General features: G+C 65.4%; 12 protein-coding genes and 2 pseudogenes. 13 read left to right on the top strand and 1 reads right to left on the bottom strand.

What is annotated here, in order from left to right:
• Positions 1 to 428 precede the first annotated feature (428 nt).
• The 3 genes from AQY21_RS02095 (at position 429) to AQY21_RS02105 (ending at position 5,268) form a co-directional block, all read left to right on the top strand.
• Entirely contained in the window at positions 429 to 980 is a 552-nt protein-coding gene (locus AQY21_RS02095; RefSeq protein WP_065169882.1) for a TetR/AcrR family transcriptional regulator, read from the top strand.
• A 160-nt stretch (positions 981 to 1,140) separates the two neighbouring features.
• Positions 1,141 to 2,106, top strand: a complete 966-nt coding sequence (locus AQY21_RS02100) for an efflux RND transporter periplasmic adaptor subunit (protein ID WP_161905878.1) — start codon at positions 1,141 to 1,143, stop codon at positions 2,104 to 2,106.
• 84 nt (positions 2,107 to 2,190) lie between these two features.
• Positions 2,191 to 5,268, top strand: a complete 3,078-nt coding sequence (locus AQY21_RS02105; protein WP_058096207.1) for an efflux RND transporter permease subunit — start codon at positions 2,191 to 2,193, stop codon at positions 5,266 to 5,268.
• Here the strand turns inward: AQY21_RS02105 and AQY21_RS30120 are convergent.
• Positions 5,193 to 5,951: a hypothetical protein gene (locus AQY21_RS30120; RefSeq protein WP_152988067.1), complete on the bottom strand. Its 759-nt coding sequence runs from the start codon at positions 5,949 to 5,951 to the stop codon at positions 5,193 to 5,195. The two genes, AQY21_RS02105 and AQY21_RS30120, sit on opposite strands and share 76 nt — an antisense overlap.
• A gap of 36 nt (positions 5,952 to 5,987) precedes the next feature.
• On the opposite strand from AQY21_RS30120, the gene AQY21_RS27440 reads away from it, so the two are divergent.
• The 10 genes and pseudogenes from AQY21_RS27440 to AQY21_RS02155 all read left to right on the top strand — a co-directional run.
• Positions 5,988 to 6,464: a Na+/H+ antiporter subunit E gene (locus tag AQY21_RS27440; protein WP_152988066.1), complete on the top strand. Its 477-nt coding sequence runs from the start codon at positions 5,988 to 5,990 to the stop codon at positions 6,462 to 6,464.
• Positions 6,461 to 6,745 carry a monovalent cation/H+ antiporter complex subunit F gene (locus AQY21_RS02120; RefSeq protein WP_029032390.1) on the top strand — a complete coding sequence of 95 codons (285 nt, stop codon included), beginning with the start codon at positions 6,461 to 6,463 and terminating at the stop codon, positions 6,743 to 6,745. The genes AQY21_RS27440 and AQY21_RS02120 overlap by 4 nt, the downstream gene beginning before the upstream one ends.
• Entirely contained in the window at positions 6,742 to 7,035 is a 294-nt protein-coding gene (locus tag AQY21_RS02125) for a monovalent cation/H(+) antiporter subunit G (protein WP_043540309.1), read from the top strand. Before AQY21_RS02120 ends, AQY21_RS02125 begins: the two co-directional genes overlap by 4 nt.
• The gene (locus AQY21_RS02130; RefSeq protein ID WP_058096210.1) at positions 7,032 to 7,988 is read left to right on the top strand and encodes an MnhB domain-containing protein; all 957 of its coding nucleotides are present in this window, start codon (positions 7,032 to 7,034) and stop codon (positions 7,986 to 7,988) included. The genes AQY21_RS02125 and AQY21_RS02130 overlap by 4 nt, the downstream gene beginning before the upstream one ends.
• 1 nt (position 7,989) lies before the next feature.
• A complete protein-coding gene (locus tag AQY21_RS02135) occupies positions 7,990 to 8,307 on the top strand; it encodes an NADH-quinone oxidoreductase subunit K (RefSeq protein ID WP_058096211.1) in 318 nt (105 codons plus the stop codon).
• Complete coding sequence (locus AQY21_RS02140; protein ID WP_058096212.1) at positions 8,304 to 9,782, top strand: complex I subunit 5 family protein; 1,479 nt, start codon at positions 8,304 to 8,306, stop codon at positions 9,780 to 9,782. The genes AQY21_RS02135 and AQY21_RS02140 overlap by 4 nt, the downstream gene beginning before the upstream one ends.
• Positions 9,779 to 11,257: a complex I subunit 5 family protein gene (locus AQY21_RS02145; protein WP_058096213.1), complete on the top strand. Its 1,479-nt coding sequence runs from the start codon at positions 9,779 to 9,781 to the stop codon at positions 11,255 to 11,257. The genes AQY21_RS02140 and AQY21_RS02145 overlap by 4 nt, the downstream gene beginning before the upstream one ends.
• Positions 11,254 to 12,945 (top strand): complex I subunit 5 family protein, encoded by a 1,692-nt coding sequence (locus AQY21_RS02150; RefSeq protein WP_161905882.1) that lies wholly within the window; start codon positions 11,254 to 11,256, stop codon positions 12,943 to 12,945. Before AQY21_RS02145 ends, AQY21_RS02150 begins: the two co-directional genes overlap by 4 nt.
• A 140-nt stretch (positions 12,946 to 13,085) precedes the next feature.
• Positions 13,086 to 14,039: pseudogene (locus AQY21_RS27445) on the top strand (IS481 family transposase); the annotation flags it as partial.
• A gap of 1 nt (position 14,040) precedes the next feature.
• A pseudogene (locus AQY21_RS02155) lies at positions 14,041 to 14,350 on the top strand (transposase); the annotation flags it as partial.

Consider the following 14,350-nt stretch of genomic DNA (forward strand, 5'->3'; position numbering starts at 1 on the left):
CCTTGCCGCCATCCGCCGTCTTCGAACGCCTCCGTCATGCGCATGACCACGATCCATGCCCAAGCTGAACGAAAGCGGCAGGACAGGTCCGTCTGCCGCGCGGAAAAGCGGCTCTGCCGGGCCAGAATGCTGCGGGTTCGAGGCTTGATCCACCCGACTTCGGCCGTTTGCGCGACGACAGACACCGCTCGGGGCGAAAAACGCTTGCCCAGCGAGCAAAATCAGGCGATCTTGAAGTCAAGCGGCAGGCCACTTGGAGAATGTCGGACTAAAGCGAGCATTGCGGCTATGGCCAGATAGGATTTGACCTTCTTCATCTTACTCTCACCTGCCCAGAGTTCGGGGGCTGTTCTGCCAACCCAACGCCTTGACCATATTGGACGGCGGCTCTACCTCCCACCGGAGTTTACCGACCGGATGGTACAGTCTTGAAGAATGGATCGCAAAGCCGACGGAAAAACGCAAGTGCGCGCGTGTTAACGGCCGCGCGCGCAATCGCCGCGCGCGAGGGTGTTTCACATATCTCCTTCGATGCGATTGCGCGGGAAGCAGGACTGAGCAAAGGCGGTGTTCTTTACAACTTTCCGACCAAGCGCGACCTCATGGCGGCGCTGCTGAGGGACATGCTCTCCGAGCATGAGTCCCTAGAAGCGCGCCTGCCGCAGGACTCGCGACAACGCACCCTTCGTCGCCACCTTTGCTCGCTCCGCACCCTCGACGCAGCGGCTTCCGACGTTTCCATGGCGATCCTAGCCGTCGCGGCGGCCGAACCGGACCTTCTTGACCCGCTGCGTGACGCGCTTGAGGTCGATCTTTCCTGCATCGAGGCGGAAATGAAGGACACAAGCCTAGGGCGTCTGATCTTCTTCGCGCTGCAAGGACTACGTTTCCATTCGCTCTTGGCACTTCCAGATGGTGGGCCATCGGTTCGCAACGAGCTTGCACAGAAAATTGAGGAGATGATCGACAATGCCCATTGAAGGCAAAGCGAGAGCGCTGCTTGGACTTGGTGTCGCAGGCTGCGTCTGTGCGCTCCTGTTTGCCGTGCCGAGTTGGCAGATCCATGCGCAGGATCGGGAAGCGGCGAGCAGCAGTGACGTTGCCGGCCCTCCGTCAGGTGCTGAAGCGTCTGCGTTGCCCATGCCCGTCGAGATCACTCAGGCTGTCGCGTATTCCGAGGCCAGAACCCGATCCTTTGCCGGGACAGTAGAGGCGCTGAAAACGGTGGATCTCGCCTTCCAGGTTTCCGGGCAGCTTGTCGAGTTTCCAGTCATTGCCGGTGATCGGGTGACGACCGGCGACTTGATAGGACAGCTCGATAAGGCCGATTTCCAGCTTGCGCTGGACCGCGCGCGTGCCTCGTACGATCTGGCGCGCAGCGAGTTTACCCGCGCCTCCGCCCTGTCGGATCGCGGGGTCGCCACCGACGCGCAGCTCGACGCGGTGCGCGCGCAGCTTGCCCAGGCCGAGACGGCGCTGCGCGAGGCGGAACGGCGTCTGACCCAGACCGAGGTGCGCGCCCCCTTCGATGCCATCGTTGCCCGCACCTATGTTGAAGCCTATGCCAACGTGACGCCCGCCCAGCCGGTGGTGCGCCTTCAGGACGTCTCCGAACTCTTGATCCGCATTTCGCTGCCCGAGGATCTGGCCGCCGTGGCCCGCGTCCAGCCCGATCTGTTTTCGGTGACGGCCACCTTTCCGGCCGCGCCGGGCTATCGTCCGACGCTGGAGCCGCGCAGTTTCGCGGCCGAGGCCAATTCCTCGACCCGGACCTTCGATGTCGAGTTCAGGATCGCAGGCGATATCGACCCGCGCATCCTGCCGGGCATGACGGCGAACGTTGCGGTGGGCGAAATCGAAAGCAGCCGTCCTTCGCAGGCGGTGACGCTTCCCGTCTCGGCAGTGGACACGACCAGCCGGGCCAATCCGACGGTCTGGATCTACACTGCCGAGGACAGCACGGTCTCGCGCCGCGATGTCCGGCTGGGCCTGCCGCGCGACAACTGGATCGTCGTGCTGGAGGGGCTGGAGCCCGGCGAAACGGTGGTCGCAACCGGCTGGTGGCGCCTGCGCGACGGGGCACGAGTTGCGGTCGTCGGCCTTTGACGGCAGGCGCTTTGACCGCCGTCCAACACACTGCGGAACGGGAGAATGACCGCCATGGCATCTGAGACGGTTGATGCAGCACGCATGAGCATCGCGCGCGGCGCCATTCGCCGCCCCGTCGCCGTCTGGCTTGCGATCCTGTTCTGCCTGCTTGGCGGGCTCTGGGGGCTTGCCAATGTCGGCCGTCTCGAGGACCCGAGCTTCACGCTCAAGACCGCGCTTGTCTTCGTGCCCTATCCCGGCGCGACCGCCGAGGAGGTAGAGGAAGAAGTCGCCGATGTCATCGAAACCGCACTTCAGCAGATGCGGCAGCTTGATCGCGTGCAGTCGAAATCCATGCCCGGTATGGCGCAGATCACGGTCGAGATCGACATGCGCTACGGGCCCGACGAGATCCCGCAGATCTGGGACGAAATGCGCCGGCGCATCGGCGACGTGCGCGGCCAACTGCCCGCCGGTGCCCGGGATCCCATCATCAACGACGATTTCGGCGATGTGTATGGGCTGTTCTACGCGGTGACCACCCAGGGGCTGACCCCCACCGAACAGCGGGATCTGGCGACGATGCTGCGGCGCGGGCTGGTGACGGTGGACGGGGTGGCCAAGGTCGAGGTCCAGGGCCTGATCGAGGAAGAGATCACCATCGCCATCGACCTGGCGCGGCTGGCCGGTCTGGGCCTGCCGCCCGACCAGCTGATCGGCGTGATCGCCAGCGAAAACAAGGTCTTCTCCAATGGCGCGGTCACCGCCGACACCGCGCGCATCGCCCTTTCGGTGCCGCAGGGCTATGCCACGGTGGAAGGGATCGAGGCTCTGCGTCTGGGCGCGGCGGGCCAGGTCGGGCAGGCCACCGTCTATGACCTGGCCACCGTCAGCCGCCACGAGGTGGAACAGCCCCGCCAGATCATCCGCGAGAACGGCGTGCGGGCCTTCACCATCGGCGTCTCGGCGCTGACCGACCGCAACGTGGTGGCGGTGGGCAAGGCGGTGGAGGCGCGGCTGGCCGAACTGGCCAGTGCGCTGCCCGAAGGCACCGAGCTGATTCCGATCTACGAACAGCACAAGGTCGTGGACGAGGCGGTGTCGAACTTCCTCGTCGGCCTGTTCCAGTCGGTGGCCATCGTGGTCGGCGCGCTGATGCTGACGATGGGCTGGCGCGCGGGCATCGTGGTCGGCGCCACGCTGGGCCTGACGGTGCTGGCGACCGTGTTCTTCATGGCGGTCTTCGGGATCGAGATGGAGCGGATCAGCCTCGGCGCGCTGATCATCGCCATGGGGATGCTGGTGGACAACGCCATCGTCATCGCCGAGGGCATGGTGATCGGCATGGCGCGCGGCCAGACGCCCGAGGACGCCGCCGCCGAGACCGAAAGCGCCACTGGCATCCCGCTTCTGGGTGCCACGGTCATCGGCATCATGGCCTTTTCCGGCATCGGCCTGTCGCCGGACGCGACGGGCGAGTTCCTGTTCTCGCTCTTTGCCGTGATCGCGATCTCGCTGCTGCTCAGCTGGGTTCTGGCAGTCACGGTCACGCCCTACCTGGGCAAGCTTCTGCTGAAGGCCCCGCGAGACATGTCGGCCGATCCCTATCGGGGGCTCATGTATCGGGCCTACCGCGGGATCCTGCACGGCTCGCTGCGCGCCCGCTGGCTGGTGATGCTGGTGATCGTGGGGATCACAGTCGCCTCAATCATGGCCTTCGGTCAGGTCAAGCAGGCCTTCTTCCCTGCCTCGAACACGCCGCTGTTCTACGTCCAGTTCCAGATGCCGCAGGGCACTGACATCCACACCACCGACCGCGCCATGCAGCGGCTGGAGCAGATTGTTATGGCCGAGCCCGATGTGGTGGCCGTGACGACGCTGGTCGGGCGCGGGGCCAGCCGCTTCATGCTGACCTACAACCCCGAACAGGCCGACCCCAGCTATGGCCAGCTGATCGTGCGAACGCGTGACGCCCTGGTGATCCCGGAACTGGCGGCCCGGCTGAACCGCGAGCTGGCGATGGAGTTCCCCCACGCGCTGGTGCGCACCGAGGAACTGGTCTTCGGCCCGCCGGCGGGGGCTGCGGTGGCGGTGCGCTTCTCGGGGCCCGATCCGCTGATCCTGCGCCAGCTGGCCGACGAGGCGCTGAAGATCTACGAGGCGGCCGGCACGATTATCGAGCCGCGCACCGACTGGCGCCAGCGCGAATTGCGCGTCGTGCCGATCGTCGATGAATCGCGCATGCGCCTGACCGGCGCCACCCGCCAGGCGATCGCCGACACGGTGCAGTTCGGCACCTCGGGCCTGCGCGTGGCCGCCCTGCGCGAAGGCGACGCCGAGGTGCCGATCTACCTGCGCCTGCCCGAACCCCAGCGCGACGGCATCGACCGCGTGCAGGACCTGCCGGTGTGGTCGCCGGGGGCCGGTGCCTATGTGCCGATGTCCAACATGGTGACCCGGATGGAGGTCGAGCTTGCCGAGGCGCTGATCCACCGGCGCGACCGCGAGCGCACGATCACCGCCCAGGGCGGCAAGCGGCCCGATCTGACGGCCGACCAGGCCTTCCGCAGCGTGCGGGCGCAGATCGAGGCGATGGAACTGCCCCCCGGCTACCGGATGGAATGGGGCGGCGAGTTCGAAAGCTCGCAGCAGGCTCAAGAATCGCTAGGCAAGCAGTTGCCGCTGGGCTTCCTCGTGATGCTGACGATCTCGATCCTGATGTTCAACAAGGTGCGCCAGCCGCTGATCCTGTGGCTTGTAGTGCCGATGTCGGTCACAGGGATGGTGCTGGGACTGCTTGCCAGTGGGATGCCGTTCACCTTCACGGCTCTGCTGGGCTTCCTGTCGCTGTCGGGGATGCTGATGAAGAACGCCATCGTTCTGGTCGAGGAGATCGACCTCAGGCGCGCGTCCGGGGCGGCGGATTACGACGCCGTGGTGGATGGCTCGGTCAGCCGTCTGCGCCCGGTGGTGCTGGCGGCGGGGACGACGATCTTCGGCATGCTGCCGCTGCTGCCGGACGCCTTCTTCGCCTCGATGGCGGTCACGATCATGGGGGGCCTTGCCTTCGCATCGGTTCTTACGCTGCTGGCAGTTCCAGTGCTCTATGCGATCTTGTTCCGCATCCGGCGACCCAACGCCGCTTCGGCACGGGAAATCCCCTCCGGTGCCACGACATGACCGCTTCGAAGCTGCCTTGCGGGGCGGCTTCGCCTGTCCGCATGATTGCGGACTTGTCGGACATCGAAGGGCCGCAACCTGACGCAAATCGGGGCAGGAGGACCGGATCGGCGATGACGGAGCTTTCGTCCCGGACGATCTGATGCCGTCAAACGTATTGCCGAGACCCGGTCGCGGGACGCATCACCGGCAAAGTCCCACGGAGTCGAGGCGGCAGGGCGGCGGGAAAGGTTCGGCGCAGGGGGCGGGCCGGGCATCGGGCGAAATCCCGGCTCCGAGCGCGATACATGAAGCTTGTCGCGATGCAGAAGGCGGCAAGGCTCGGGGCGCCGACGATCCGGGCCTTGCCTGCCAGCCCCTTTTTGGGGAACGTCCGGAAACCGATCGCAGGCCTTGCGCTCGGAAGCGACGGTCGCCGGATCGGCATCGCCCATGCCGAACTTTCCCTTCAGGAAGAGCCCGAAGGACAGTTTCTGCATGGCCGGTCCCGGAGGGATGGCCTGCCGCCAGGCCCACTGGTCCATCGGGGCCTGTGTGGCGGAATCGTGCGGGACTAGCCCCGCTTCGGGATGCAGGCTGGCGCGATAGCCACGGAGCGCCCGCGATTCCCACAAGACGAAATCGCCGTCCTCCAGCAAGGGCACCCTGGCATTCGGATTGCGCCGTAGGACATCCCCGGCTATACCTCAAGATTAAATCGTGATGGGGTGGCGGTCTCTTTGACAGGTTTGTTCAGATTCATGCTCTTTGCCGGGCTGTGGCTGGCCCTATCCGGCGGCGTTGCTTCGTCGCTGTGGTTCGGCATTCCCGCGGCACTTGCGGCCACGGTGCTTAGCCTTTGGCTATACCCCGCAACGCGTCCAGGGCTGCGACCCCACAGGGCATTGGTTTTTGGACCGTCGTTGCTTGCGCGCGGGTTTCTGGGGGGGCTCGACGTGGCCCGCCGCGCGCTCGACCCGCGACTGCCGGTTGGGCCTGCCTGGGTGACCCTGAATTTGAAGAACAGGCCGGATGAGTTCCGTGTGCTTCTGGGCGGCGTGATCAGCGTGCTGCCGGGAACACTCGCCGCGGCATCTTCCAAGGGTGAACTGGATGTCCATGTGCTACAGGCCGAAGGTTTCGAGATCGACAGCCTGCGCACCGAGGAGGCGCGGATCGAAAAGGTGCTGACGGCGGGCGGAGGACGGACCGAATGACCGGGCTGTTCTATGCCGCCGCGATGGCGCTCCTTGTGACGGTTGCTCTGGCCCTGGTCCGCGCCTGGAAGGGACCCGGCACGATCGACCGGATCATGGCGGCGCAGTTGGTGGGCACCGGCGTGATCGGAGTTGCGCTGACGCTCGGGGCGGCACGGGGCGACGCCACCATGCTGGATGCCGCGCTGGTCGCGACGCTTCTGGCGGCATTGGCCGTGGCGGCTTTCGTGGCGTCACGAGCCCCGCGCGGAGCCCGGAAGGACGGCGAGGACCGGTCATGACCGGGCTGGAGTATGCGATTGCCGGCCTTCTCTTTATGGGCGTGTTCTTCTACGCGGCGGGGTCTTTGGGCCTCTTGCGGTTCCCCGACTCCGCGTCGCGGCTGCACGCGCTGACTAAGGCCGACAATGTCGGGCTGGGGCTGGTGGCACTGGCGGTTGCGCTGCATTGGGGCTCGGTCGCGGTCGCCGCTAAAATCGCCATCGTTTGGCTTTTTGCCATCTTCACTGCCGGGGCGACGGCGCAGGTCTTGGGGCAAAGCTCCAAGGACGAGACGGACCCGCGACCGTGAGCCTCGTTTTCGACCTCGTCCTGTGTCTGATGATCCTGGGCACGGCCGCCGCATCGCTTTTGATGCGAAGCGCCCTGGGCGGCATCGTCTTTTTCATCGCCTTCGGCAACCTTCTGGGCATCGCATGGCTGTCGCTGGGCGCGGTCAACGTGGCCTTGGCCGAAATCGCCATCGGCGCGGGCGTGACCGGCATCCTTCTGATCCTGGCCCACGCGCGGCTGAGTGCCATGGGCGACCCGGTGGAATGTGAGCCCACAAGCCCCTGGATGCGGGCGGCGGTCGCGGTGATCTGTGGCGGGCTGATCGTGCTGTTGTCGGTCGCCGTTCTGTCGATTTCTCCGACCGACCGTATGGGGGCGCAGATTGCCACGCTCATGCCCGCACTCGGCATCGAGAACCCTGTGACCGGTGTGCTTTTGGCATTTCGCGCCTACGACACGCTGCTGGAGACCTTCGTGCTGCTGGGGGCGTTGGTGGCGGTCTGGGCCATTGCCCCGCCACGCGGCTGGCCGCAACGTCCGGCATCCCTTGCCATCGCGACGCCCGTGTCCCTCACTGTGATCGGCACGTTCTCCCGCGTTCTTCTGCCGGCGTCCCTTGTCATGGCGGCCTACCTTGTCTGGACCGGGTCCGACCTGCCTGGGGGCGCATTCCAGGGCGGCACCGTGCTGGCGGGGGGCATTCTGGTGGCGGCGTTGGGCGGGGCGATTGCCCTGCCGCGCGCGGACGACATGCGGCTGCGCTCAGTCCTGGTGCTTGGTCCGGCGATGTTTCTCGGCATCGGGCTTGGCGGAATAGCCCTTGGCCGGTTCCTGTCCTACCCCGTGGGCCTTGAAAAGGCGCTGATCGTGGCCATCGAATATGCGCTTGCGCTGTCCATCGGGGCCACGCTGGCGCTTCTTGTCGCGGGCAAGCCGGTGCCACCCGCCGCCGTTCAGGAAGGCGGGGACTGATATGGAGGCACTCGCGACGGGTCATCTTTTTGCGCTGACCGGGGCCGTGCTGGTAGGGCTGGGGCTGTTCGGCTTCATCACTCTGCGCCATGCGCTGCGCCAGCTTCTGGCGGTCAATGTCTCTGGCGCCGGTGTGTTCCTGATGCTCGGCGGGCTTGGCCGTGGAGCGGCAACAACCGACCCCTTCCCTCAGGCGCTGGTCATCACCGGAATTGTCGTCGCCGTCGCCCTCACCGCCTTCGGTGCTGCGCTCACTTTACGACAAGCCGAAGAAGACCACGCCGCGAAAGAAGACGATGAAAGGGGCGGCAAGACATGAGTCCCCTCGATCTTCTTGTTGTCGCGCCACTGGTGTTCATGGTGCTGTCGCTGCTCGCTGGCGGGTGGCAACGGTCGCTGCTTGCGCTGGCGATCGCGACCATGGCGGCGCTGTCGGTCTGGCTGATGACGCTCGACCCGGGAACCGCCCATGTCGTCGGCGGGTGGGAGTTGCCGCTCGGTGTGCTTTTGCGCGCCGATGGGCTGGCGCAGATGCTGGTGCCCGCGGTGACGCTCACCGCCGGGTTGACAGGCCTCTACGCTCTGCACCAGTTCGCCCCGGAGAGCCATGCGAGCAACGCGCAAACGGCTGCTTTCTGGCCGCTCTACTACCTGATGTGGTCGGCGGCGAACGCCGCGTTCCTGACGACCGACCTCTTCAACCTCTATGTCACGCTGGAAATGGCCAGCATCGCAGCCGTTGCCATGGCGGCGATGGGGTCGGTCCGGGCGGCGCTGCGCTATCTTCTGATCGCTCTCCTGGGCTCGATTTTCTACCTGCTGGGCGTCGCGCTGATCCTGTCGCGCTATGGCACCGTGGATGTCACGCTTCTGGCCGGCATGGCCGAGGCGGATTTTGCGACCGCTCTGGCGCTCGCGCTGATGACCGGTGGCCTTCTGGTCAAGGCCGCGCTCTTTCCGCTCCATGGCTGGCTGCCGCCGGCCCATGCCGCCGCCCCTGCCCCGGCGAGTGCGCTTTTGTCGGGGCTTGTGGTCAAGATCGGTTTTGTCATCACGGTCCGGCTCTGGTTCGAGGGGCTGGCCGCGGCGGCCACACCCGCGGGCCTGCATGTGCTTGGCGGGATCGGCGCGCTGGCGATCCTCTTCGGGTCGCTTCAGGCGATCCGGCAGGAGAGCCTGAAGGCGCTTGTCGCCTATTCGACCGTGGCCCAGATCGGCTATCTGTTTCTCGCCTTCCCGTTGATCGCGGGGGCGGGCCATGCCTGGGCGGGCCTGTCGTTCCATGCCGTCGCCCATATGATCGCAAAGGCGGCGATGTTCCTTGCCGCCGGGCTGATGCTGAAGGCGGCGGCGGGGCCGCGCATCGCCGATCTGGCGGGGCTCGCCCGCGCGATGCCGCTGACCGTGACCGCCTTCGGGCTGGCGGCGGTGTCTCTGATGGGGCTGCCGCCCTCGGGTGGGTTCAGCGCGAAGTTCCTGCTGGTGGACGCGGCCCTTCGCCAGGGCCAAGCCATTCACGCGGCGGTCATGCTGATCGGCGGACTACTGGCCGCCGTCTACCTGTTCCGCCCGCTGGCGGTGGCGTTTTCCGGCAGCGAGACGCCTGCGGTGCCCGCAAAGGCCCCGTCGATGGTTGCGGCACCGCTTGCTCTGGCGCTGGCGGCGTTGCTGCTGGGCTTTGCGGGCGGTCCACTGGCGGAGCTGGCCACGGGCGGGGCGCCTGCCACCGTCGCGCAAGAGCCGCCGCCATCGCTAGAAAACACGGTTAAAACGGCTTCGGAGGACGCGCAATGACGGCGTTCCTCCCCCTCGCGCTGCTCACGCTGCCGCTTGTCGCGGCTCTGATCAGCTTCGCCATGCCCGAAGCCCGGGCAGTCTGGCGCGACGCCTCGAACATCCTCTTCGCCCTGGTGAAACTCGCATTGGTGGGATTCCTGCTGCTCCAGGCGCAGGGCGGGGTTGATTTCGAATGGCGCTACGAGTTTCTGCCGGGCCATGATTTCGTGTTGCGCGTCGACGCCATTGCGCTGCTCTTCGTCACGCTTTCGACGTTTCTTTGGCTGATCGCCACGATCTATGCCATCGCCTATTTCGAGCGGGGCCCGAACCTTGCCCGCTTTTTCGGGTTCTTCAACCTCTGCGTCCTGTCGGCGACCGGCGTCGCGATCTCTGGCACCGCGATCACCTTCTTTTTGTTCTACGAGCTTCTGACGCTGGCGACCTGGCCGCTTGTGGTGCACAAGGGCGACGAAAAATCGCTGACCGCGGGCCGCGTCTATCTCACCTATACGCTGGCGGGCAGCGCCGCCTTTCTCGCCGGCATCCTCTGGCTGAAAGCACTGGTTGGCCCCCTTGAATTTGCTGCACCGCCAGACCTGTCGCCCGTTCCAACGCTCACGTTGATCCTGATCTTCGTTCTCCTTATTGGAGGCCTCGGCGTAAAAGCGGCACTCTTGCCGTTTCACGGCTGGCTGCCGCAGGCCATGGCCGCGCCGGCCCCGGTCAGCGCACTTCTGCACGCGGTCGCAGTGGTCAAGGCGGGGGCCTATGGCATATTGCGGGTGGTCCATGACATCTATGGCGCTGGCACCGTCGCCGATCTGGGCCTCGGCCTGCCACTGGCGTTCTTGGCCTCCGCGACGATCCTTTACGGGTCTCTGCGCGCCGTGATGCAGAACGACATCAAGAAGCGGCTGGCCTATTCCACCGTCAGCCAGGTCAGTTACATCGTCCTTGGTGCAAGCCTCGCGGGGCCCATCGCAGCGGTCGGCGCGCTGGTCCACCTGGTGCACCAGGGGATCATGAAGATAACGCTCTTCATGTGTGCAGGCGCCCTGGCCAACAGGCTCCATATCAAGGCCGTAACCGAGCTCGACGGAGCCGGACGACTGATGCCGGTGACCATGGCGTCATTCACGATCGGCGCGCTTGGCATGATCGGGGTTCCGCCGGTCGCGGGCTTCATCTCGAAATGGTACCTGGGATCGGGCGGGCTGGAAGCGGGCGATGCCTGGGTCATTGCCGTGTTGGCCGGATCGTCGCTACTGAACTCGGCCTATTTCCTGCCGCTGCTCTACCGGGCCTGGCTGCTTCCGCCTCAGGGCGACCATGCTCCGGTCGCCGAACTCACCGGCGGCTGGAACCGGATGCTAGTCCTGCCCGCGGCAGTGACCGCGCTGGCCTCGCTGGGTGCGGGGCTCTTCGCCTCATTCCCCTTCAGCCCGCTGGAATGGGTCAGTCTGATCGTGGACGCGGGGTATCTCAGATGATCGGGATCGAGCCTGCGCTCCTCTTGTCAGCAGCGGCGTTCTGGCCGCTTGCCCTCGCCATGCTCTGCGTCCTGCCGAAACTCGGGCCGCGCATGATCACGGCACTCCCGCTTGCCCCCCTGCCCGCGCTCGCCGCTGCCATCTATGCACCAAGCGGAACGGAATTCGGCCTCCCTTGGCTCTTGCTCGATGGAGGAATTCGGCTGGATGACACCCGCGCCGTTTTTCTTGGGGGTGCCGCGATTTTGTGGACACTCGCCGGACTTTATGCGGCGCGTTACCTGCAAAACGACCAGAGAGCGGCAGGCTTTGCGCTCTTCTGGAACCTCGTTCTTGCCGGTAACGTGGGTGTTTTCATCGCCGCGGATGCCGCGACCTTCTATGTCTCCTTCGCGCTTGTGTCGCTGATGGCCTATCCGTTGGTGATCCATGATCGCAAACCCGCATCGCTTCGGGCGGGCGCGGTTTACATCGTGCTGGCCGTTATCGGTGAGGTGGCTCTTTTCGCCGCGTTCCTCATGGGCAGCGCGGCGGCGGGTGGGTCGATCCTGATCGCCGATATCCGCGACACCTTGGCCGGCCCCGGCACCGATCCCCTGATCCTGTGGCTCCTGATCGCGGGTCTCGGGATCAAGGCGGGGCTGATGCCGCTCCATATCTGGCTGCCGGTGGCGCACCCGGCCGCCCCGATCCCTGCCTCGGCGGTGCTATCTGGCGCGATCGTCAAGGCGGGTATCTTCGGCCTCCTGGCCTTCCTGCCCTGGGGCACGACCTGGCCGATCAGCGGGACAACGCTTGCCCTGATGGGGTTTGCGGGGCTGTTCATCGCTGCATTGCTCGGGGCCGCCCAAAGCAATCCCAAGACGGTCCTTGCCTATTCAACGGTCAGCCAGATGGGGCTGATCATGGGGGTTTGCGGGGTCGCTCTGGCCACCGGGTTGCCCGCTGCGGCTTTGCTGCCGATACTTGCGCTCTATGCGCTGCATCACGGGCTGACGAAAGGTGCGCTGTTTCTGGGCGTGGGCATGGCAAGCGTTTGGCTGCGCAACTCGCGCCCGTTCTTCCTGCTGCTCATGGGGGCGCTCGCGCTGTCGCTGGCCGGGCTACCGCTGACCGCGGGGGCGTTGGCGAAGGCTGCGGTGAAAGGCCCCGCGGGCGAGATCGGCGCCGCGCTGATCGGGTTTTCGGCGCTGACCTCGGGGCTGGTGCTGGCGCGGCTTATGTTCACCCTGCCATCCGCGACACCGGACAAGAACCCGCCCCCGGCCATGATGTTCGCATTTCTGGCGCTGGTGATCGCGGCGCTGTCCGCGCCGTTTGTCGTCTATGGACAAATCCTCGGAACCGATCCGGACCCCACTGCCGATCTTGCGAAGAAAATCGTCGAGGCCTGGCCCCTCGGGCTTGCCGTGATCCTGGCCGCAGCGGCCGCGGCGGTCGGGATGCAGGCGCCCCGTATGCCCGAAGGCGATCTGCTCGAACCGCTCCGCCGGACCGCGTTGCTGGCCATGGCCGCATTCCACGCGATGTCTGATACCAAGGCCAGTTCCGACATCTCTACTGAGACAGACGACGCCCCACCGGCACTTACGAACATCGAGCGGATTCAAGCCGCCTTCGCCGACCGTGCCGCGACGGCGGTCGCCTTCGCCCTGATTTCCGGGGGTCTGTTTTTTGCGCTCATTTGACGGCCCATACGTTGCTGTTGTGGACCGCCTTCGGCCGAAAAGACGGAAACATGCCTTGCAGCCGACGAGCAACAGCCCCCTAGGTGTTTGATCCCAGGGTTTGATGGTGCGATCCTTTCGCAGGAATGGAAGGAAGCAGCATGGGACAGGTTCGTCACGGGAGCGCCACGACCACGCACGCCGTCAGAGCAGCAATACAGCGATCGCAAGCTTCGCTCGCGCAGTTGAGCCGGGAGCTGGGGATTAATCCGAAGACGGTGGCGAAGTGGCGGAAGCGGGCATCGGTCGAGGATATGAAGACCGGACCGAAGGAACCGCGCTCGACGGTCCTGACCGAGGACGAGGAAGCGGCGGTCGTCGCGTTCCGGCGCCATACTCTTCTGCCACTGGATGACTGCCTCTATGCCCTTCAGCCCTCGATCCCGCACCTGACCCGGTCTGCGCTGCATCGGTGCCTGCAGCGGCACGGCATCTCGCGCTTGCCAGATGTCGAAGGGGACAAGCCCAAGCGACAGAAGTTCAAACGCTATCCCATCGGCTTCTTCCATATCGACATTGCCGAGGTGCAGACCGCCGAGGGCAAGCTCTACCTGTTCGTCGGCATCGACCGGACATCTAAGTTCGTCGTTGCTCAACTCGTTGCAACTGCTGACAGAAAGACAGCCTGGGAGTTCCTGCAGCACATGCTCGAGGCCGTGCCCTATCAGGTCCACACGGTTCTGACGGATAACCGCATCCAGTTCGCAGAGCAGCCGCGGAACCGGAACACCATCTACTCCCGGCCGATGCGCTTCGACATGATCTGCGAGGCCAACGGCATCGAGCACCGGCTGACCAAACCGAACCATCCGTGGACGAACGGCCAGGTCGAGCGGATGAACCGCACGATCAAGGACGCAACCGTAAAGCGATACCACTACGATGACCACGGACAGCTGCGCACGCACCTCGCGGACTTCCTGGCAGCTTACAACTTCGCACGCCGACTAAAGACGCTCAGCGGGCTCACGCCCTACGAATACATCTGCAGAATCTGGACATCAGAACCAGATCGATTCATCCTCGACCCGATCCACCAGATGCCGGGACTAAACATGGGTGGTGAGGTTCTACAACCAGCGCGGCACCGCAGAGCAGCACATCAAGGAAGGCAAATATGCCTTTCGCTGGACGCGGCTGTCATGCCGGAAGTTCCGGCACAACGAGGTGCGGCTGCAACTGCACGCGCTGGCCTACAACCTGGCAACCTTCCTGCGCTGCATCGAACTGCCCGAGGCCATGGCGGACTGGTCGTTGACCAGCCTGCAACTCAAGCTGATCAAGATCGGCGCCCGCGTCGTCCGCCACGCCCGCGCCATTACCTTCCAGTTGGCCGAGGTCGCCGTCACCGGCCCGATGGTGCGGG

Origin of the sequence: Paracoccus sp. MKU1 (assembly GCF_001447385.1) — a bacterium.
In the GTDB taxonomy this organism is placed as follows: Bacteria; Pseudomonadota; Alphaproteobacteria; order Rhodobacterales; family Rhodobacteraceae; genus Paracoccus.